The following is a 19305-nucleotide window of genomic DNA, read 5'->3' as shown; positions in this document are numbered from 1 at the left end:
CGGTATAAGTTCCTGCCCTTCTTGTTTTTGTTGCTGAATGCTAACAGTTGTTATTTCGGTTAATGATTACCGGTATATGCTCTTTTGCGGCAGCAAACACAGTACCCGTCAATGTTACGACGATAAACAAATCGGTGAAATTTCTGTTGAATAGTTGCGCGTGCAATATTTATTCTCTATGCGTAGCCACTGGTAAGGATCATTTGCCGTTGGTGTAGCACAGGAAACTTGCCTGTAACATCCGAGTACTTTTGTCGACTAAATTAGAAACAATCAATTCATGAGAACGCTACTATTGACTGCGATCATTGTGCTTTCCTTATCAGCCTTCGCACAGGCGCAGCAAATCAAAGGAACTGTGAAAGACGATCAGGGCAAATCCCTTGCCGGAGCCACCATATTATTAAAGAAGATAAAAGATTCCTCTGTTGCCAAATTGAGCGTAACCGATGCAACAGGGAATTATTCATTTGAAAGCATTCCTGCCGGCACTTACTTCCTGAATGCCACTTTCGTTGGTCATACAACACAGAACAGCGCAAAATTTGAAGTGAGCGGGGCGGGGGATGTAAATGCACCGGACATCGTGCTGAATAAAGTTACCGGCAACCTGAAGGAAGCTGTAGTGACCGCCCGTAAACCAGTGCTGGAAGTGCGTGCAGATAAAATGATCCTGAATGTGGAGAGCAGTGTGAATGCGGTAGGCCAGGATGCATTTGAATTGCTGCGCAAAGCACCGGGAGTTATGATCGATAAAGATGATAACCTCAGTCTCAGTGGAAAGAGCGGATTACAGGTATATGTAGATGGACGTCCAACACCGCTGGCCGGAAAAGAGCTGGCCGACTACCTCAGAACATTGCAGTCGTCCTCTGTAGAATCCATCGAGATCATCACCAATCCCTCTGCCAAATATGAAGCAGCAGGTAATGCCGGTATCATCAATATCAAATTGAAAAAGAACAAGGCATATGGCACCAACGGTTCTGTAACGGCGGGATACAATCAGGGTGTATATCCAAAATATAATGGAGGATTTTCGCTGAACCACCGGGACAGGAATATCAACCTCTTTGGTAACTATAATTACAATAAGAACAAGAACGAAAGTCCGTTCAATCTTTACAGAGCCCAGGAAGACACAACATTTGAACAGCACTCCAAAATGTTCAGCCGCAACGAATCCCATACTTTCAAAGTTGGTATGGATTATTCACTGGGCAGAACAAGCACTATTGGCGTAATGGTGAATGGCGCACTGAGTGATTACGGTCTCCGTAATCCCGGCCGCACCGTGATCACTGATGCATCCGTCAAAGAGCCGGTGAAATTGCTGGATGTTGCTAACACCACAGATGGAAAAAGAGACAATGCAAATTTCAACCTGAACTACCGTTATGCCGATACGGCCAAACGCGAGCTCAATATCGATGCTGACTATGGCTTGTATCGTATTACCAGTGACCAGTTCCAGCCGAACTATTATTTGACGCCCGAAGGAGTGCCTACCTATAACGCCATTTACAATATGGTGGCGCCCACTGATATCGATATCTATACATTGAAGATCGATTATGAGCAGGATTTCCTGAAAGGAAGACTGGGCGTGGGTGGCAAAGGTTCTATTGTAGAAACGAAAAATGATTTCCGCAGGTACGACGTAATCTCCAGCGCCAAACATCTTGATTCTGCCCGCAGCAACAATTTCAACTATAAGGAAAATGTAAATGCCCTTTACGTGAATTACAACAGGCAATTCAAGGGTGGCATACTTTTCCAGGCAGGTCTGAGGATGGAGAACACGCATTCTGAAGGCAGAAGCATTGGAAGAAAACTGGATGAGGGATCAGGTGTGTTCAAACCTTACGACTCCTCTTTCACACGCGACTACACAGACTTCTTCCCCAGTGCATCGCTTACCTTCAACAAGAACCCGATGAGCCAGTGGACCTTCACGTACAGCAGGCGTATCGACCGCCCCGCTTACCAGGACCTGAATCCTTTCGAGTTCAAGATCGATGAGTACAATTACATGAAGGGTAATACACAGCTGCGTCCTCAATATACCAATAGCATAGGCATGACCTATATCTACAAATACACGCTCACCGCTACTTTGAATTATAGCCATATCAGTGACGTATTTGGTTCTCCCATCGATACCATCGAAACCAGCAAGAGTTTCATGATGAAGGAAAACCTGGCTACACAGGATGTGGTAAGCCTGAACATCAGTTATCCTTTCACCTATAAATGGTATACTGTATTTGCCAATGTGAATGGTAACTACTCCAAATACAAGGCGAACATGGGCGAAGGCAAGAAGATCGATCTCGATGCATGGGCATTGACCGGCTTTGCACAAAATACTTTTCGTTTAGGAAAAGGTTGGACAGGTGAGCTGACTGGCCTCTACATTTCACCATCCATCTGGCAGGGTGTATTCAAGAGCGGAGAGATGTGGAGTATCGATGCGGGTCTGCTCAAAACCGTTCTGAAAGGAAAAGGTACTGTGAAAGCTTCTGTAAGTGATATCTTCAAAACGATGAAGTGGAGAGGGACCAGTCCGAGCTATGCAGGACAAACCACTACTGCCTGGGGAAGCTGGGAAAGCCGTCAGTTGAAACTGAACTTCACTTACCGCTTCGGCAGCAATACCGTGAAAGCTGCACGCCAGCGTAAAGGTGGTCTGGAAGATGAGAATAAGCGTGTAACTACACAGGGCGGTGGTCTCGGAGGCGGCCAGCAATAAGGTTTTTGTTAGTTTCGTCATATTAAAATGTGTAAAAGGAAGGCTGTCCCATGCGGGACGGCCTTTTATTTGAGAGCTGCCAGCCACTCCCAGTCCCACCAGTGGCAGGCATTGGCCCTGTCTGGCCAGCGATTGTACCGAACCTGATTCCCTACCCAAACACCCTAGAAACGGCTGTAAGCCACCACCTACAGCCATGATGCGGCAATTATGTATCTTTATGCAGAATTGACTTTATTCACCTAACGCTAATAAGTTGAAGTTTACAGAGTTTGGTTTAGACGACAGTCTGATTGAAAGTATCGAGGCAACCGGTTATGAAGAGGCAACTCCCATCCAGGAGAAAGTAATCCCCATCATTCTGAAAGGTCACGACCTTATTGCTTCTGCTCAGACCGGAACAGGCAAAACTGCAGCATTCCTGCTTCCCATCATACAAAGATTATTACAGCATAGTAACGACGGCCAGGTAAATGCCATCGTGATCGTTCCTACACGCGAACTTGCCATTCAGATCTCACAAAATCTGGAAGGCATGAGCTATTTCACCAATATCAGTTCCATCGCCATCTATGGCGGTAACGATGGTAATAACTTTTCGAATGAAAAGATGGCCCTCTCAAAAGGAGTTGACCTGGTGATCTGCACGCCCGGAAGAATGATCGCTCACCTGAACATGGGCTATGCAAAACTGGATGGACTGCAATTCCTGGTGCTGGACGAGGCCGATCGCATGCTGGACATGGGATTCCATGACGATATCATGCGCATTATCGGCAAGCTGCCAGAGAAAAGGCAAACACTGCTTTTCTCTGCTACCATGCCCGAGAAGATCCGCTCGCTCGCAAGAAAAATCCTGCATAACCCGGAAGAAGTGAACATCGCTATTTCTCGTCCTCCGGATAAGATCGTGCAGGAGGCATTTGTAGTATATGAGCCTCAGAAACCTGCGCTGCTACTGCATCTGCTGCAGCATACCAATTGCAGAATGATCCTGATCTTCTGCTCCAGCAAGCAGAATGTAAAGAATCTCACCCGCGATCTTCGCCGCGCTAAACTCCCCGCATCCGAGATCCACTCGGACCTGGAACAGGCTGCCCGCGAAGATGTGCTGATGCAATTCACCAGCGGTCGGATCCCCATACTGGTAGCTACGGATATACTTAGCCGTGGTATCCATATCGATAATATCGACCTCGTGATCAATTACGATGTTCCTCATGATGGTGAAGATTATGTGCATCGCATCGGTCGTACTGCCCGTGCAGAATCCGATGGTGCAGCCATAACCTTCATCAGTGAAAAGGAACAGAACCGTTTTGCTGCTATCGAGGAACTGATCGGCCGTACCGTGAACAAAGGAATGGTGCCGGCAGAACTGGGACCAACACCGGATTACCGCCCGCGCAATAAAAAGAGAAATGGCGGCGGAGGCGGAGGTGGCGGCAAATGGCGTGGCGGTAACAACAATCGCAAAGGTGGTGGCGGTGGCAATCGTAATGGCGGAGGTAATCGCCAGGGCGGCGGCGGTCAGCATCAGCATGCATCCAATAAAAGTCCGCGACCGCAACAGCCCAAACAATAGTTCCAGAACATCATACGCCTTTCCGATACATGAAATGGGAAACCCTTTACAGCAATAAACGTACAGGATCAGAGAACAAATCTTCCGGCAACAACGATGCCGTACGAACTTCCTTCCTGCGCGATTATGACCGTATCATCTTTTCATCCGCTTTCAGGAGATTGCAAAACAAAACGCAGGTATTTCCCCTGCCCGGTCCCGTGTTTGTTCACAATCGACTCACGCATAGCCTGGAAGTGGCGTCAGTAGGGCGTTCCCTGGGAAAGGCTGTTGGCGATGCTATTGCAGATAAGTATCCAGGTAACAGCGAAGATTTCCGCGAATTCTACAAATATGAATTGTCGGCCGTGATCGCCGCCGGCTGTCTCGCACACGATATCGGCAATCCTCCTTTCGGCCATTCCGGCGAAGATGCCATCCGCACTTTTTTCCGCGATCTGGAAGGAGATGCGAAAAGAAAGTTTGAAGCCTTTCTCACACCCAATCAGCAAAGGGATTTCTTATTCTTTGAAGGCAATGCCAATGCGTTCAGAACGCTCACGCATCATTTCAATGAAGATGCGCCCGGTGGCTTCAGGCTTACTTATGCCACACTGGCCAGCATCATCAAGTATCCTGCTGATTCTTTGAACGGATTCAACAAGCAACAGCTCATTACCAAGAAATCCGGTTTCTTCGATTCCGAGATCGAAACCTATAAGCAGATTGCAACTGCTCTGCAGATCCCGCAGAGAGCAGATAACGCCAATGTATATGCGCGACATCCCTTCGTGTATATCGTGGAAGCTGCCGACGATATCTGTTACCGTATCATCGATTTTGAGGATGCACACCGCCTCAACATCATTTCTCTCGATACCATCAAAGAACTCTTCCTCTCTTTCTTCGATGCCAGAGAAGGATATGAATCGAAGGAAAAAGTGGAAAGCTCTCTGAAGAAGATCAAAGACGATAATCAGAAAGTGAGCTTCCTCCGCGCAAGACTGATCAACCTGCTGATCAACCGCATTTGTCAGGTGTTCATGGAACGCGAGAAAGAACTGCTGGAAGGCAGCCTGGAAAAGAGTTTGATCGATTATCTGAGCGATGATGAATTATCGCTCATCAAACATATCGATGATTATTCCGTGAAGCATATCTACAATCATCGCTCGGTGGTGGAAATAGAAATTGCCGGCTATAATGTGATTGGTGGATTGCTGAAAGAATTCTTTGAGGCGATCATTGAACAGAAATCTGCGAAGGCGAAAAAAGTATTACAGTTGATCTCTCCTCAGTTTGTAGTAACGGGCGAGCCAGAAAAATTGTATTACGATATTCAGTCGGTGGTGGATTTCATTTCCGGTATGACTGATTTATTTGCAGTGGATATTTACAGGAAGATCACGGGGATCAGTATGCCGCAACTGCGATAGTGTTTCAACAGCAAAATGCAATGCGCCTGGCATTGCATTGAGTAGAGTGCTTTCCTGCGTCTCAATCAGGTAATTCCTCACAGGTGAATCCTGCGTAATGTAGCGTCAGCTCCACTTTCCGGGGCGATACATCATTGGCTACAACGCGAAGGATATTGTCTGCATCCTGCAGATCGAAGTTCCATTTCAGAACACCGGTTAATGCATCCAGGGCCGCACTGACCGATTGAACATTGTTCTTGTTTTGGACACTTGTTTTGAACACCAGCACTTCCATAATATGGTTTTTTGGGGATTGAAGATTTATTCGGCACCAGCTTCGCGGCTGTCTTCGGGCTTCTTCTCTTCAAAGCGCTGGCCGCCGAATGGGCGTCTCCAGGGTCTGCCGCACCTGGCTTCCCAGGAGTTCTTGAATTGTTCTTTTTCTTCTTCGGTCATATTACCCCACTTGCTCATCATTCTTTCTTTCCAGCGTTGACCGCCGCGCTCTTTCCATTTGTGGCCGCCGCCAAATCCGCCGAAGAGGATCTTGGAAAGGATGAGGATACCGAGCGCCTGCCAGAATGTGATGGCTTTCACTCCGATCACTGCGGGAAGGATCGCATTCCACAAGCTCATCACGATGAAGGTGAACAATGCGGCAAACAATACCACACAGAGGAGTATTCCTATTACTTTGCCGACTTTCGATTTTCGTCTCATATTCTGTCAATAATTTAAAAGTTCTTCTTTAAGCGCTTTCAGCCTTTCACGCAAGTGCAGTACTGCATAGCGTTTGCGACTGATCAGCGTGTTTACGGGTTCGCCGGTTGCTTCTGAAAGCTCTTTGAAGCTTACGCCTTCCAGCTCATGTTTGATAAAGATCTCCCGCTGCTCTTCCGGCAATTCCTGCAGCGCAGTGTTCAGTTCCTGCCAGAATAAAGTGCGCAGATATTCTTTTTCCGGATCATCACCGGTATCCATCAGCAATTCAGAGAAGCCGTCGATATCATCCTGCTCTTCATCAGAATAAAGGTCGCTGAAATTGGCTGGCTTGTGTTTACGTTGACTGTCTGTTATCTTATTCCTTGCTACAGTGAACAACCATCCTGATAATTGTTCGATGGGTTGTGTATTGCCCACGAACTGGTAGAACACATCCTGCATAATATCCTGCGCATCCGCTTCATTCTTCACCCGTTTACGGATGAAGCCAAACAGTCTTTTGCTGTAGTCATTAATGACCTGCGTTATATTTCTTTTGCGTTCAGCCGGCATAATGGTTGATATCGTCAGGCTCTCTTCCATGCTTTGTATAGAAAGGTAGACGGGCCTGGCGACAGGATATTTTAAAATTCAGAAAAAAAATCTGGAATGACCGGTTTTACTAGTTTTGCAAACGAAAACATGGTCTATGCATTTTGGCAAAGTTCCTGAAAATGAAGTGAATAGCATTGATTTCAGCCTTCCTCCCGATCCTCCCGGGAATGCGCTTGTCCTGCCCGGTAAGCCGGCTCCGAAGCCGTTGCTCTATGTGGGATGCGCCACCCGTGGGCCCAAACAATGGATCAATAAGATCTATCCGAAGGGAACAAAAGAAGTGGATTTCCTGGATGAATATGTGAAGCATTTCAATTGTATCGAGTTCAACGCAACGCATTATCAGATCTACGGCGAGGAAACCATTGCCAAATGGGCCGCGAAAGCGGAAGGCCGGGATTTCATGTTCTGTCCGAAAGTGCCACAACTGATCAGTCATTACAGCGGCTTCAATAACGTAGATGAGCCCACCGATTCTTTTCTCCGCGGTATCCTGGCTTTTGGTGAGCATCTTGGCCCCATCTTTCTACAATTGAGCGAAAAACATTCTCCCGCTAATCAGCAAAAGCTGTTCAATTATTTGAAGTCTCTGCCTACTGATCTAACCTTCTTCCTGGAAGTGCGCCACCCGGACTGGCTAACCGGCGCGCCGAAAAAACATCTCTTTGATACATTGCGTGAAATGAAGATCGGCGCTGTGATCACCGATACATCCGGCAGGAGGGATTGTGCGCATATGGAGCTGACTTTACCAAAAACATTCATCCGTTATGTGGGGCATGGTATGGGGCCGACGGATCCGGTTCGATTGGATAGATGGGCCGACAGGCTGAAACGATGGCTGGATCAGGGTCTGGAAGAGATCTGGTTCTTCATGCATACGCCGGAAGAGATCATGGCGCCGGAGATGGTGGAATATTTTGCCGGAAGGATGGAGGCTGTAAGCGGGCTTCATATTCCGAAGCCACAATTCATACAGCCTGCTCCCGGTAGTTCTCAGATAAGTATGTTTTGACGATGCTACTATTTCACTTCATATAACTCTTCCCATCGGGTGGTATGGCGTTTGCTCCGCAACTCCTGCCGCATCTTCCAGTCGCGCGTCGTGCCTGTAACGGCAAACTTCAATACATCATCGCGCATACTGAAGTTCACATTGTCTATCACATCCATCAGGTAACGGTATTCATTACCCGAAGGAGGGGAGAAGAGATTGCCCTGGATAGAATCATCCGGCACGATATTGCTGAGCATCACACCTGCTTTCTTGTACACTTTTCCTTTTCTGAACAATTGTTCTGCCTGTTGCACGGCTGCTTTGATCAGCTCCTGCGTAACAGCGGTAGCGGAAGGAAGTGTGATATGAGAATGCAGGGTTGCGCCCCGTTTGAAACTGGTCATATGATTTTCTTCGCGGGTAACGAGAAAGATGCTGATGGTTTTGGCGGCGCTGTGCTGCCTGCGTAATTTCTCTGCTGCCCTTGAAGTGTAGGTGGCGATGGCTTCCCGAACATCATTCAGTTCCGTTACGGGTTGCCCAAACATACGGGTAGTAGCGATCATTTTCTTGCTGGTCAGGGGCGCTGCCATCTCTTTCCCGGGGATGCCATTGAGTTCGCGGATCAGTCGAACGCCATTCACACCACCCAGGTGCCGGTGAGCCCATTCTTCGGGCATATTGCTCAGGTCCCAGGCACTGATAATCCCCTGGTTGATGAGTTTTTCCGCGTAGGCCCACCCTACGCCCCAGATATTCTCCACCCTGGTAGACTGCAGCATCCTGAGCTGCTCCTCCCTGGTGGCAGTTACGGTTACACATTGCGAAGCCTGCTTGTCTTTCTTCGCTATATAATTGGCCAGTTTGGCCAGCGTTTTTGTTGGCGCTACCCCTATCGAAACGGATATTCCTGTCCATTGTTCTACTGTTTTACGTATGTGCATTGCTGTTTGTTCCAGTTGATCGTATGGTACATGACTGAGGTCAATGAAGGCCTCATCCACCGAGTATACTTCCACCGAGGGAACCAGCATACGCAATGTTTCCATCACGCGCCAGCTCAGGTCGCCATACAGGTTGTAATTGGAAGAGAAGGCTGTGATCCCGAACTGGCGGATCAGTGGCCTTGCTTCAAAATACGGACCTGCCATTTTCACCCCGAACTTTTTGGCTTCATCACTTCGCGAAACAATACAGCCATCATTGTTGCTGAGCACTACTACGGGCTTGTTCCGGAGGTCCGGTCGGAACAGTCTTTCGCAGGAACAGTAAAAACTGTTGCAGTCCACGATCGCTTTCATTCCGTAGGAACCCGGAATGGCGGTGAAAAGATCAGGTGCTGCTGCTGTTCTCATACTTCAATGATTGCTGATGATGAAAGGGAGAGATAATGAGCAACTCATGGAACGGTAAGAGCTGCTCACTTCTCTCATAGGAGGCTTAATGGTAATGGCTGCTCGTTGGCAGTATCTTCAAAAAGGCGATGCCTTTATAATTGGTGGATCACATAGGTGACAACGCCCCAGATCTCGAGTGTGTCACAGGAAGGATCGATCTCCGTGCTGGCGAACTGCCTGTTCTCCGGCAGCAGCCGAACTTTGTTGAATGTTCGTTCCAGTCTGCGGATCAGCATCTCTCCGTTCAGTACTGCAATCACAACTTTCCCGCTCTGCGCCTTGAGGCTTTTGTCCACGATCACCACATCGCCGTCATGGATCCCTGCACTGGTCATGGCGTCGCCTCTCATGCGCAAAAAGAAGGTGGCGGGCTTGTTGTGAATAAGCTGTTCATTCAGATCGATCCCTCTCTCCATATAATCATCCGCGGCCGCTCCGAAGCCTGTTGCATCGGCAGTCTTCACATTCCATTGATTGTAATCTTTGGAACCTTTATAAGCGGCATCATAAAAAATTTCGTCCTGCATATAATTAAATTTGGCTGTGCTAAATTATTTAGTAAATTTATGCTAAATATATGATCAGACAAAAGTATTTTTATGCACACAGGAGCGGTCAATCATAGTGGTGGCAAGGGTTGGATGGCAGAAGGGTTACAGGAATACAGCCTGGTGATCCAGGCAGATAATGTGGTCCGCCAGCAGGTTTGGATGGAGCAGCAGGACCTGGTATTGAAGTATGGACTGAAGGGGCAGGCACGCGCAGGTCATCAGATCACCATCGCCAAATTTGCCGTGAGGGATGGAATGGAAGAAACCCTGATGCGCTGGATACAAAGGATCTGCAGCAATCACCGCAGCTTTGTGATCACACTCAATAATTATAGTGGTCATCCTCCGCATACCATTTACCTGCGCATACAGGACCAATGGCCTATCCAGCAATTGATCAGGCAGCTTCGTCCGGTGGAAGATTATATCCGTTCCTCCGCCTGCCCGCCGCCTATTATGATGATGCGGCCTTACCTGGACATTGCCGGCCATCTGCCGCAGTCGGTATATGAGAAGGCCATGCCGGATTTTTCTAGAAGATCATTTCACCATTCTTTCCTCGCCAATGATCTCCTGCTGGTGAAAAGCTCTCCTTATGAAGCAACCAATAAAACAGTGAACGTATTCCGGTTCTTACCGGGTACTTACGAACTATATCAGGAATTGTCCTGAGCCTTATCCTTATTTCTATCTTTTTAAAATCGTGCAAATGAAACAGCTTGTTGACACCTTACCTGATTATGGAGCGCTTTACAAAAGCGGATTGCGCACCAATGAATATCAACTGGTGCTTTCGCCTCATGAAGAGCTGAGAAACAAGATCCTTGCAGTGAAGAAAGCCTTTCATGAAACTTACCCTGGCGGATATACGAATTTTGTTCGTCCTCATATCCTGCTCGCGAAGTTCACACAGTTGGAGATGATGGAAGAAAAGATCCTGCATCGTCTGCGCATCGCAGGCAATGGCTATCATCCGTTCCGGGTGGAACTGAAGAATTACGGGGCATTCCCTACCCATTCCATTTATGTGAATGTGGTGACCAGGCAGCCTATCCAGGGACTGGTGAAAGAAGTCAGGCAATTGCAAAGGTTGATGAAATATGATAAGGACCGTAAACCTCATTTTATTGATGAGCCCTTCATCACCATCGCCAGCAGGTTGCAGCCCTGGCAATATGAACAGGGCTGGCTGGAATACTCCCACAGGCAATTCACCGGCCGCTTCCTGGCAGATGGCATGTTATTGTTGAAAAGGAGAACGGGCGACCGCGCCTGGCAGATCGCCGAGCGTTTCGAGTTCAGGAACCTTCCTGTGAATACCAGGCAGGGTGAGCTCTTCGCCTGAGTGAAGAAAGGAAACACATCATGGAAAACCACGAAGAACAAAAACCCGATACCTATCTCAAAGGCCGGGGTGCGCAGATCAATACGCGTAACCGTTTTCTTCAACACTCACGGGTGAAGGAACATATCGAGGGAATCGATGAATGGATCGAATCCGATGTAGCAACGCGTTACCTCGAAGACAAAGCCAAAGGGGTGGTTAATAAAGTAGATAGCCCTGACGTTGGCATGTGGTACAGCATTAACCCCTACCAGGGATGCGAGCATGGCTGCATCTACTGCTATGCCCGCAACTCCTTTGAATACTGGGGATACAGTGCCGGTGTGGATTTCGAGAGGAATATCATGGTGAAGAAGAATGCACCTGAGTTGTTCCGGAAATTCCTCATGAATCCACGCTGGCAATGTGTTCCGGTATCCCTTAGTGGCAATACCGATTGTTATCAGCCAGCAGAAAAAAAATATCGATTGACCCGGCGCATTCTGGAAATATGCCTGGAGTTTAATCAGCCGGTGGGCATCATTACCAAGAATGCCGGCATCCTGCGCGATAAGGATGTGCTGCAGCAGCTCGCTGCCAGAAACCTTGTTTCCGCATTGGTTTCAGTGACCACGTTCGATGAGGAGCTGCGGCGAAAGATGGAACCCAGGACCACCACAGCGCGGCAGCGGATGCGCGTGATCCGGGAACTGACAGATGCCGGTGTGCGCATGGGCGTTATGTTAGGCCCCATGATCCCGGGACTGAACGATCAGGAAATGCATAATATCCTGAAAGCAGCATCGGAGGAAGGGGCCGTTTTTGCTGCCTACACTTTCGTACGGCTCAATGGCGCTGTGAAATTATTGTTTCACGACTGGCTCTATAAAAACTATCCCGACCGGGCCGATAAGGTTTGGCATTTCATCGAGCAGGGACATAACGGGCAGGTGAACGATAGTCGGTTTGGTACGCGCATGCGCGGAGAAGGGCCACTGGCTGAACTGATCAACCTTCAGTTCAAAACCTGGTGCAAACGTTTTGGATTAAATGAAGAAAAATGGGAACTGGATTGCTCACAGTTCCGCCGGCCCGGCGAACAAATGAAGTTGTTTTAAGGGAAAGGAACTCCTGACTATGCTTTGAATTTCCTTTTCAGAATAGCTGAGATCTTCTCACGGATTACCATCACCTCGCGGCAGATGAATGCAATCTCCTTTGCATTCTCCAGCAGGTTCAGTTGCTGCAGGCTTTTCTCCAGTACCTGCGCTTTTTCACGGTGATACAGTTCAATCGCTTCCAAAGAATCACCGAGTATCGGTGAAACAATTACCGGCTTCTTTCCGGCCGGCAGGGCGGATGAAAGCTTTCCGCTGCCCGGAACCGGTGGATGGTGGCGCATAACAGGCTGTTTAATGATTTCGGTGGATAAGTTACCTCCCAAATTTCCTATAATCCTGCATTCAGAACAACCGTTAAAATACCCTTTATTGGGCGTAGAGCGTGAAATCAAATTCCGTAGATATACTTATTGGGAGAAAATCTTTTACGAATACCTTTAAGCCACTATTTAACCAATAAACACGTTTTCTATGGCAATCAACCCGAAAAAAGCCAGCGTAATGTCGTTGATCGGTATTTTTTCCGCAATACTCCTTCTCAACTCCTGTACAGGAGGCCCAAAAGAAGAGGGAGTATGGATACCTAATCCGAAAGACTCTTCCGAACTGGGCAAAAGAAATCACTTTATTCCCGAAGCTGAGATCAAGGAATTCCGCGCAGATTTCAATATCGACCGCGATACCCTGAAGCGCCTCATGCCCAATCTCTTTATTCCCAATAGCGAAGCTTTCAATAAAAAGATCCTGCTGGAAATTCTGAAAGATCCCAAATGTGTTGGCATCCGCATTTACTATGGCGCTGCCAAAGACAAGAGCGGTGCGAGGGATGAATTCCGTCTGATCCTGGTAGGTGTTGATGCAAACGGACAGGACCTGTTAATCGACAATGGCTCGGCAGTGGCTACCAAAGCGCCTCCCGGAGGCAGAGGTGGTGCTGAATACGGGCAGTGCGATCCTCCCTGCTTCGCGCCAAATCCTTAATCATAGTTGCAGCTCCCCGGCCGCAAACCAATCTATAATCCTCTCCACCTTAGCTGATGAACGATACAGTACGTTTTGTATTGAGCCTGAGTATTGTGTTTGCTGTACTGATCGGGATAGTAAGATTCCGTAAAATCGACAAGTCTTACTATCCCTTTCTTTATCGCATCTTCCTTGTATTGATCATCGAGATCACTGCAAGACTTTTCTTTTTGTCTGCAGAGCCCCGGCATTTTACTGTAGTGATCAATACTTTTTCCATTCTTGATTATGTTCTGTTCACCTGGTTGTTCCATAACTGGCGACTCTTCAATGGTAACCGGACCGTGTTCATTTCCTTCCTTCTTGCAGGCTTTGCCGCCTGGATATTCATCACATTCATCATCCAGAATATCCTCACACCCAATTTCGCTTTCCGGGTATTGTATTCGGCTATCCTGATCGCCTTCAGCGTGAATACTTTCAATAAGGCAGTGGTGAACGACAGACGAAATATTTTTCACAATCCCAAGTTCTGGATCTGCCTTGGCATCATTATCTTTTACACTTTTTTCATTTTGGTTTGCATGGTGAACCTCAATGTGTTCAGGTCTGCCACCAAACTGTTCAGGCAAAATCTTCAGATCATCAATGTGTGTTCAAATATTTTGGTTAACTTCTTGTATGCTGTAGCGATCGTATGGATACCCCGGAAGCAAAACTTTATCAGGCCCTTTTGATGGTGGTTGGAGTTGTGGGCTCCGTGCTCATCTATTTTATCATCACTATCATTCGCTACCAGCGAAGGAGCCTCCGTTTGCATAAGGAAAAGATCCAGGCCGAGATCGATACACTGGAAAATGAACGCACCCGCATCGCTTCCGATCTGCATGATGAACTGGGCCCGCTGCTCTCCGCCGTGAAACTGCAGATCAACAGCCTCGACGCAGCCAATGACCTGGATGCACTTACCATCATGAAATCCAGTACGCATATAGACAGTATCATTACCAAACTGCGCGAGATCTCCAATAACCTGATGCCGAATACGCTCGTGCGTAAAGGACTGCAGAAAGCCATTGCAGAATTTGTGGAGCAATCCAACCAGACCACCCAGTCAAGTGGCCTGCAGGTGAAATTCATCTGCGAACAAAGCCTGAACCTGAACCAGCAGAAGGAGATCAATATCTACCGCATCATACAGGAGATCGTTCACAATACTATCAAACATGCTCAGGCCAGTTGCCTCATCATCAAAATGGTGATCGAAGAGAATCGCCTCCTCCTCATGACCGCCGATAACGGAAAAGGATTCGATTATTTTTTGAAAATAAAAGACAATCCAGGACTTGGACTTCGTAACTTGCAGAGCAGGGCAGAAGTGATGGGAGCTGAACTCAGCTGCCAGTCTGAGCCTGGAAAGGGAACGATGTACACATTCGAGATCCCGCTTTGATCACCACCGAATCCTCTGTTTTATGAGCACAATACACGGCACTATCAAAGTAGTGATCGCGGATGACCATGAAATATTCCGCGATGGCATGCGCATCATGCTGCAAAAGCAGCAGGACATACAACTGGTAGGAGAAGCCGGGGATGGCCGTGAACTCATCGACCAGGTAAAAAAGCTTCAGCCCGATATTGTGATCAGCGATGTAAAGATGCCACGCATGGATGGCGCAGCCGCTACCCGTCATCTCGTAGAACATTACCCGCATATCGGCATCATCGCCCTCACGATGTTTGATGAAGAAGATCTCATCATCGATATGCTGGAAGCCGGCGCCAAAGGATACCTCCTCAAAAACGCAGATAAGAACGAGATTGTGGACGCTATCAAATCTGTTTACGATCAGCAACCCTATTACTGTCGCCATACCAGCCATAAGCTGGCTGAAATGGTGGCCAGGAGCAAGTTCAACCCGCATCGCCAGCAGGTGAAACCTGAGTTCAACGACAGGGAACTGGAAATCATCCGGCATATCTGCGATGGCCTCACCAGCAAACAGATCGGCGAACGCATCTTCCTCAGCGTTCGTACCGTGGAAGGACTAAGGATGAAGATCCTGGAAAAAATGGAAGTGAAGAATACGGCAGGGATCATCATTTACGCTATCAAGAATAATCTCTACACACCGGAAAGGATCTGAAAACAATTTTGCAGTAACCGGTCCACCGCGTCTCTGCGAGTGACTTATACTTTGGCCGCCTCCGGCTACCCATCAGTTGCTGCGCCTGAGGAACCTGTCCCATCAGAACAATCCTTACTTTATTTGATTGAATCCCCGGCTCAGAGTAATCCAATCAGAAAAAATCAGTAGCTGATTGATTCGGTTTTGCATATACGTTATATACTGGAATTATATCCGCCGGCTATTCAAAACCGGCAGATGGTGGCCCAACCCCAAAATATTTTTTGTTCAGTACGATGTTTGCTGACAAACAATGAATTCCATTTTTCCATTTCTTTCTTGCCCGTCTCATCAATAGTGAACGAGATAGTTTTTGCGGAGATATACATCGAAATTTCTTTATCGTTGCTTCTGAATCATTTGAAATGCTTATCTGGTATGGATTTCAGCTCTCTTCGGTTGACCACAGGAAAATATTTTTTAAAAAATTCCTGATAAAAAGTTGGCACTATTAAAAAAATAGTTTCACTTTTGCATCGACAAACAAGTTAAAACATGTCCCAAAAGATGCAACATATCGAAACAGTGAAGTGGTTTGCACTCAATCCGAGTGACGCCATCCGCGGGCTTGTTATGCTGCAGCATAGCCGGATCGAAAAGATCCTCAAAATATAAGCCCCGCAGCATCTGCGGGGTTTTTTGTTTCACTGAATTCTAAACAGTTGTGATAGTTATGCCCATCGATGCCAATGTCAACTACGGAACAATGATCCTCGCCCTGGCTGAATGCCAGCAGGATACACGTATGTACCCAGCGGGTAACACGCATTCCGTTTCACGCTTTGATGGCAGTAATAAGTTTATCAAACGAAAAGGGTCGGGAGACCACGGATTCTAAGATCAGCACAGCGCTGAACAAGATACCGAAAGCCCGGCCGGACCATACCGACCGGGCTTTTTTGATGCCCAACCCAACTCAGCATGGTCCGCCCTTAAGAACCAAAACAAAATGACGAAAAGAAAAGGAGGCCAACATGAAGCTCGTATTATTCGTCCTGCTTGTGTCGCTCATAAGCTCACTGATCGAGAGCAGGAAAAAGAAAAGAAAAAAAGTGGAAATTGATGACCACAAAGAACCCTTGCACCCTGCGGCTTTCAGCCTGCGTTAAGAGGTGCGGGTTCATCAAACAAACACAATGGCAAAGTTGAAATTAAGAGGTAAAGACCTCAGACAAATAGGTTACCCGGAAGGTCCGGTGATCAGCATCGCAATGAACATCATGCAAAGGGAATTCAAATATTCCACAAAGGAGGAAGTAATGGAACTGTTACAAAAAATATTGAAAGCGCCTGTCGAATACGAGAATGATGCCGTGCTCGGATTGATTGCACAGCAACTGATACCGAAAGAAGCCATCGCAGGAAATGTTATCGAATTGAACAAAACAGGAGTTCCTGTGAACATCTTCGGATCAGGCGCTATCGAGCAGCAGGCATTGTTGCAGATGGACCAGGCAGCCCGGCTGCCTGTATCCGTCAGCGGAGCGCTGATGCCAGACGCACATTCCGGTTATGGATTACCGATAGGAGGCGTACTTGCCACATCCAATGCCGTGATCCCCTATGGCGTTGGAGTGGATATCGGATGCAGGATGTGCCTTTCAGTTTTCGATATCGATCCAAAATCACTAGTACAGCGTGAACATTATTTCACAACAATACTGAATGAAAACACACTTTTCGGAAGCGGACAACAATTCCCGAAACCAGCTGATCACGAAGTACTCGATAGTCATCTTTTTGATGAGATCGCAATTCTGAAGCAGTTGCAGAACAAAGCAGCAAAGCAACTGGGATCATCCGGTTCCGGTAACCACTTTGTAGAGTTCGGAATAGTTACAATCGATGAAAAAGATGAAGTGCTGAAACTCGAAACAGGAACTTATCTCGGACTGTTGAGCCATTCCGGCTCAAGAGGGATGGGAGCCAGCATTGCAGGGCATTACACCAAACTGGCAAAGGAAAAAAGATTGCTTCCCAAAGAAGCAGCCAACCTCGCCTGGCTGGATATGAATGAAGAAGAAGGGATCGAATACTGGCTCGCAATGAACCTTGCAGGTGACTATGCATCTGCATGTCATCACGCCATTCACGCAAAAGTGGCGAAGGAACTGGGGCAACAGCCCATCACGATGGTGGAGAACCATCACAATTTTGCCTGGAAGGAAATGGTGTATGGCCTTGAAGGCGGACCACAGGAATTGATCGTTCACCGGAAAGGTGCTACTCCTGCAGGTAAGGATGTGTTGGGGATCATTCCCGGATCCATGACTGCGCCTGGGTTCATCGTGAAAGGGAAAGGTGAGGTGAGCTCCCTGGCCTCTGCATCACACGGGGCAGGAAGGAAGATGAGCCGTACGGCTGCATTGAATTCCATCACACAAAATGCGTTGAACGAAATACTGGCGAAGCACGGCGTTAAACTGATAGGCGGAGGATTGGATGAAGCACCACATGCATACAAGGATATCGAAGATGTGATGAAGGCACAGAAACACCTGGTGGATACCGTGGGAACTTTCTATCCGAAGATAGTTAAGATGGATGGAACGCCACCCAAGCCCTGGATGAAAAGAGACGGAGAATGATCAAAGCTGATCGAATATATAAGTAAGCGGAGATTCTTCCAGCACTACACGATGATAGCCTTCATGGGTTACATCCCATTTGATCAACCGGATGAATCCGTCTGCTATTTCAATGCCTGTGATGTCTCCATCGTTAAAGCAACAACAACCGCAATTGAAATAACTGGGATGTGCCATGGTTTTCGTTAAACGTTTACCGGCATATTCCAGTTTTCTTTTTTCCAGTTGCTCAGAAACAGCCTGGACCAATTCTGCATCACCGGAAAGTGTTGCGTTTTCCAATTGCTTGGTCAGGCGATCGATATGATCCAGTGAGGCAAATACAGGCTTATGCGTATGACCGGAGATCAAAGCAAGGTTGCGTTGTATCTCACTCCATTTGTACATGATCACATTGTGCTGGTCCACCAGGTCGAAAGAGTCGGCAGTAGTATTGATGGAGATATGCAGAAATCGTTGTAAGGGAGTCCAGATAGCTGCAACTATCCATTTGCTGAAGAGATTTCCATCACTTCGCTTATCTCCCTGGTGTCCATGGGTCAACATTATCAGGTAATCATTATCGTTATACTTTGATTGCAGTATGATACCTTCAAATACTTTCAGTTTTTCGCCAAAGATCGGTTTGAGGAAAAGATTTTGCTGAAAGGCGTAGCTCCATTCCAGGTCGTGGTTCCCGAATACCCGGTAATACCGGTCATGCTGCAGGAATTTGGCTTCTTCCAGCAGACTCAGGCGATTCTTTTCAATAACGGTCTTTGGCGTATTTTCCCATAGTTCTTCGCTATCGCCAAGACTGATAAGTGTGAAGCCCTGTTGATCGTAGTATTGAAGGGCTGTCATGTAGTTCTCTTCGGCAAGCCGGAAGTCATCGGCCAGGTCCTTGCCTCCTTTGTGCTGGTCTGAAAAAATTATGAAACGTGCGGAATGCAGATCGAAAGGCAGGATTATTCCTTTGGAAGTTTTCCCTTCCAGAATATCTTCCTTCAGCTTCGTAAGTGAGGAGAATACATCTTCCTCGTTTGGGCTGGAAGATACTTTTTCCGCCAGCCAGATCACTGGTTTCCGGAATATCCACTGCAGGATTTTTTTCATGGGTCTTTTTTTCGATTGACAGGGGT

Annotated in this window: 20 protein-coding genes; 13 read left to right on the top strand and 7 right to left on the bottom strand. The window is 47.4% G+C overall.

Annotated elements, in window-relative coordinates:
* Positions 1 to 280: 280 nt before the first annotated feature.
* The 3 genes from FSB84_RS04960 (at position 281) to FSB84_RS04950 (ending at position 5752) form a co-directional block, all read left to right on the top strand.
* Positions 281 to 2752 carry a TonB-dependent receptor gene (locus FSB84_RS04960; RefSeq protein ID WP_130542614.1) on the top strand — a complete coding sequence of 824 codons (2472 nt, stop codon included), beginning with the start codon at positions 281 to 283 and terminating at the stop codon, positions 2750 to 2752.
* A 256-nt stretch (positions 2753 to 3008) separates the two neighbouring features.
* Positions 3009 to 4337 carry a DEAD/DEAH box helicase gene (locus FSB84_RS04955; RefSeq protein WP_130542615.1) on the top strand — a complete coding sequence of 443 codons (1329 nt, stop codon included), beginning with the start codon at positions 3009 to 3011 and terminating at the stop codon, positions 4335 to 4337.
* 29 nt (positions 4338 to 4366) lie between these two features.
* Entirely contained in the window at positions 4367 to 5752 is a 1386-nt protein-coding gene (locus FSB84_RS04950) for a deoxyguanosinetriphosphate triphosphohydrolase (protein ID WP_130542616.1), read from the top strand.
* 61 nt (positions 5753 to 5813) lie between these two features.
* Here the strand turns inward: FSB84_RS04950 and FSB84_RS04945 are convergent, their stop codons facing one another.
* Genes FSB84_RS04945 through FSB84_RS04935 form a run of 3 tightly spaced genes read right to left on the bottom strand, consistent with a single transcriptional unit; the run spans position 5814 to position 7009 of the window.
* On the bottom strand, positions 5814 to 6029 hold the full coding sequence (locus tag FSB84_RS04945) for a hypothetical protein (RefSeq protein WP_130542617.1): 216 nt from the start codon (positions 6027 to 6029) through the stop codon (positions 5814 to 5816).
* A 26-nt stretch (positions 6030 to 6055) separates the two neighbouring features.
* A complete protein-coding gene (locus FSB84_RS04940) occupies positions 6056 to 6454 on the bottom strand; it encodes a hypothetical protein (RefSeq protein ID WP_192909899.1) in 399 nt (132 codons plus the stop codon).
* Positions 6455 to 6460: 6 nt separating this feature from the next.
* The gene (locus FSB84_RS04935) at positions 6461 to 7009 is read right to left on the bottom strand and encodes an RNA polymerase sigma factor (protein WP_225979979.1); all 549 of its coding nucleotides are present in this window, start codon (positions 7007 to 7009) and stop codon (positions 6461 to 6463) included.
* Between the two features lie 136 nt (positions 7010 to 7145).
* On the opposite strand from FSB84_RS04935, the gene FSB84_RS04930 reads away from it, so the two are divergent.
* Entirely contained in the window at positions 7146 to 8066 is a 921-nt protein-coding gene (locus tag FSB84_RS04930) for a DUF72 domain-containing protein (RefSeq protein ID WP_130542619.1), read from the top strand.
* Between the two features lie 8 nt (positions 8067 to 8074).
* Here FSB84_RS04930 and FSB84_RS04925 read toward each other — a convergent pair whose 3' ends face one another.
* Both FSB84_RS04925 and FSB84_RS04920 read right to left on the bottom strand, forming a co-directional pair.
* Positions 8075 to 9403: a Y-family DNA polymerase gene (locus tag FSB84_RS04925; protein WP_130542620.1), complete on the bottom strand. Its 1329-nt coding sequence runs from the start codon at positions 9401 to 9403 to the stop codon at positions 8075 to 8077.
* Positions 9404 to 9537: 134 nt separating this feature from the next.
* Positions 9538 to 9972 carry a LexA family protein gene (locus FSB84_RS04920; protein WP_130542621.1) on the bottom strand — a complete coding sequence of 145 codons (435 nt, stop codon included), beginning with the start codon at positions 9970 to 9972 and terminating at the stop codon, positions 9538 to 9540.
* Between the two features lie 72 nt (positions 9973 to 10044).
* Between FSB84_RS04920 and FSB84_RS04915 the strand changes: the two genes are divergently transcribed.
* The 3 genes from FSB84_RS04915 to FSB84_RS04905 are packed head-to-tail and all read left to right on the top strand — an operon-like array spanning position 10045 to position 12438.
* Positions 10045 to 10668, top strand: coding sequence for a 2'-5' RNA ligase family protein (locus tag FSB84_RS04915; RefSeq protein ID WP_130542622.1), 624 nt, complete (start codon positions 10045 to 10047; stop codon positions 10666 to 10668).
* Positions 10669 to 10705: 37 nt separating this feature from the next.
* Complete coding sequence (locus FSB84_RS04910) at positions 10706 to 11341, top strand: 2'-5' RNA ligase family protein (protein WP_130542623.1); 636 nt, start codon at positions 10706 to 10708, stop codon at positions 11339 to 11341.
* A gap of 20 nt (positions 11342 to 11361) precedes the next feature.
* The gene (locus tag FSB84_RS04905) at positions 11362 to 12438 is read left to right on the top strand and encodes a PA0069 family radical SAM protein (RefSeq protein ID WP_130542624.1); all 1077 of its coding nucleotides are present in this window, start codon (positions 11362 to 11364) and stop codon (positions 12436 to 12438) included.
* A 17-nt stretch (positions 12439 to 12455) separates the two neighbouring features.
* Here the strand turns inward: FSB84_RS04905 and FSB84_RS04900 are convergent, their stop codons facing one another.
* Complete coding sequence (locus tag FSB84_RS04900) at positions 12456 to 12722, bottom strand: hypothetical protein (protein WP_130542625.1); 267 nt, start codon at positions 12720 to 12722, stop codon at positions 12456 to 12458.
* Between the two features lie 190 nt (positions 12723 to 12912).
* Between FSB84_RS04900 and FSB84_RS04895 the strand changes: the two genes are divergently transcribed.
* The 6 genes from FSB84_RS04895 to FSB84_RS04875 all read left to right on the top strand — a co-directional run bounded on the left by FSB84_RS04895 (position 12913) and on the right by FSB84_RS04875 (position 18184).
* On the top strand, positions 12913 to 13422 hold the full coding sequence (locus tag FSB84_RS04895) for a hypothetical protein (protein ID WP_130542626.1): 510 nt from the start codon (positions 12913 to 12915) through the stop codon (positions 13420 to 13422).
* 56 nt (positions 13423 to 13478) lie between these two features.
* The gene (locus FSB84_RS04890; protein WP_130542627.1) at positions 13479 to 14141 is read left to right on the top strand and encodes a hypothetical protein; all 663 of its coding nucleotides are present in this window, start codon (positions 13479 to 13481) and stop codon (positions 14139 to 14141) included.
* Entirely contained in the window at positions 14141 to 14857 is a 717-nt protein-coding gene (locus FSB84_RS04885; protein ID WP_225979978.1) for a sensor histidine kinase, read from the top strand. The genes FSB84_RS04890 and FSB84_RS04885 overlap by 1 nt, the downstream gene beginning before the upstream one ends.
* A 22-nt stretch (positions 14858 to 14879) precedes the next feature.
* Complete coding sequence (locus FSB84_RS04880; protein ID WP_130542629.1) at positions 14880 to 15554, top strand: response regulator transcription factor; 675 nt, start codon at positions 14880 to 14882, stop codon at positions 15552 to 15554.
* 1016 nt (positions 15555 to 16570) lie between these two features.
* Complete coding sequence (locus tag FSB84_RS31370; RefSeq protein ID WP_262713791.1) at positions 16571 to 16705, top strand: hypothetical protein; 135 nt, start codon at positions 16571 to 16573, stop codon at positions 16703 to 16705.
* 27 nt (positions 16706 to 16732) lie between these two features.
* Entirely contained in the window at positions 16733 to 18184 is a 1452-nt protein-coding gene (locus FSB84_RS04875; protein ID WP_130542630.1) for an RtcB family protein, read from the top strand.
* Here FSB84_RS04875 and FSB84_RS04870 read toward each other — a convergent pair whose 3' ends face one another.
* Positions 18185 to 19279 carry a metallophosphoesterase gene (locus FSB84_RS04870; protein WP_130542631.1) on the bottom strand — a complete coding sequence of 365 codons (1095 nt, stop codon included), beginning with the start codon at positions 19277 to 19279 and terminating at the stop codon, positions 18185 to 18187.
* Between the last annotated feature and the right edge of the window lie 26 nt (positions 19280 to 19305).

Source organism: Pseudobacter ginsenosidimutans, assembly GCF_007970185.1.
GTDB lineage: Bacteria > Bacteroidota > Bacteroidia > Chitinophagales > Chitinophagaceae > Pseudobacter > Pseudobacter ginsenosidimutans.
Note: the sequence above shows the minus strand (reverse complement) of the source record. Positions and strands in the feature narration are given on the sequence as shown.

Excerpts from the sequence above, each read along its gene's own strand:
- FSB84_RS04960 (WP_130542614.1), top strand. The coding sequence starts at position 281 with ATGAGAACGCTACTATTGACTGCGATCATTGTGCTTTCCTTATCAGCC.
- FSB84_RS04950 (WP_130542616.1), top strand. The coding sequence starts at position 4,367 with ATGAAATGGGAAACCCTTTACAGCAATAAACGTACAGGATCAGAGAAC.
- FSB84_RS04945 (WP_130542617.1), bottom strand. The coding sequence starts at position 6,029 with ATGGAAGTGCTGGTGTTCAAAACAAGTGTCCAAAACAAGAACAATGTT.
- FSB84_RS04940 (WP_192909899.1), bottom strand. The coding sequence starts at position 6,454 with ATGAGACGAAAATCGAAAGTCGGCAAAGTAATAGGAATACTCCTCTGT.
- FSB84_RS04935 (WP_225979979.1), bottom strand. The coding sequence starts at position 7,009 with ATGCCGGCTGAACGCAAAAGAAATATAACGCAGGTCATTAATGACTAC.
- FSB84_RS04930 (WP_130542619.1), top strand. The coding sequence starts at position 7,146 with ATGCATTTTGGCAAAGTTCCTGAAAATGAAGTGAATAGCATTGATTTC.
- FSB84_RS04925 (WP_130542620.1), bottom strand. The coding sequence starts at position 9,403 with ATGAGAACAGCAGCAGCACCTGATCTTTTCACCGCCATTCCGGGTTCC.
- FSB84_RS04920 (WP_130542621.1), bottom strand. The coding sequence starts at position 9,972 with ATGCAGGACGAAATTTTTTATGATGCCGCTTATAAAGGTTCCAAAGAT.
- FSB84_RS04915 (WP_130542622.1), top strand. The coding sequence starts at position 10,045 with ATGCACACAGGAGCGGTCAATCATAGTGGTGGCAAGGGTTGGATGGCA.
- FSB84_RS04910 (WP_130542623.1), top strand. The coding sequence starts at position 10,706 with ATGAAACAGCTTGTTGACACCTTACCTGATTATGGAGCGCTTTACAAA.
- FSB84_RS04905 (WP_130542624.1), top strand. The coding sequence starts at position 11,362 with ATGGAAAACCACGAAGAACAAAAACCCGATACCTATCTCAAAGGCCGG.
- FSB84_RS04900 (WP_130542625.1), bottom strand. The coding sequence starts at position 12,722 with ATGCGCCACCATCCACCGGTTCCGGGCAGCGGAAAGCTTTCATCCGCC.
- FSB84_RS04895 (WP_130542626.1), top strand. The coding sequence starts at position 12,913 with ATGGCAATCAACCCGAAAAAAGCCAGCGTAATGTCGTTGATCGGTATT.
- FSB84_RS04890 (WP_130542627.1), top strand. The coding sequence starts at position 13,479 with ATGAACGATACAGTACGTTTTGTATTGAGCCTGAGTATTGTGTTTGCT.
- FSB84_RS04885 (WP_225979978.1), top strand. The coding sequence starts at position 14,141 with ATGGTGGTTGGAGTTGTGGGCTCCGTGCTCATCTATTTTATCATCACT.
- FSB84_RS04880 (WP_130542629.1), top strand. The coding sequence starts at position 14,880 with ATGAGCACAATACACGGCACTATCAAAGTAGTGATCGCGGATGACCAT.
- FSB84_RS31370 (WP_262713791.1), top strand. The coding sequence starts at position 16,571 with ATGAAGCTCGTATTATTCGTCCTGCTTGTGTCGCTCATAAGCTCACTG.
- FSB84_RS04875 (WP_130542630.1), top strand. The coding sequence starts at position 16,733 with ATGGCAAAGTTGAAATTAAGAGGTAAAGACCTCAGACAAATAGGTTAC.
- FSB84_RS04870 (WP_130542631.1), bottom strand. The coding sequence starts at position 19,279 with ATGAAAAAAATCCTGCAGTGGATATTCCGGAAACCAGTGATCTGGCTG.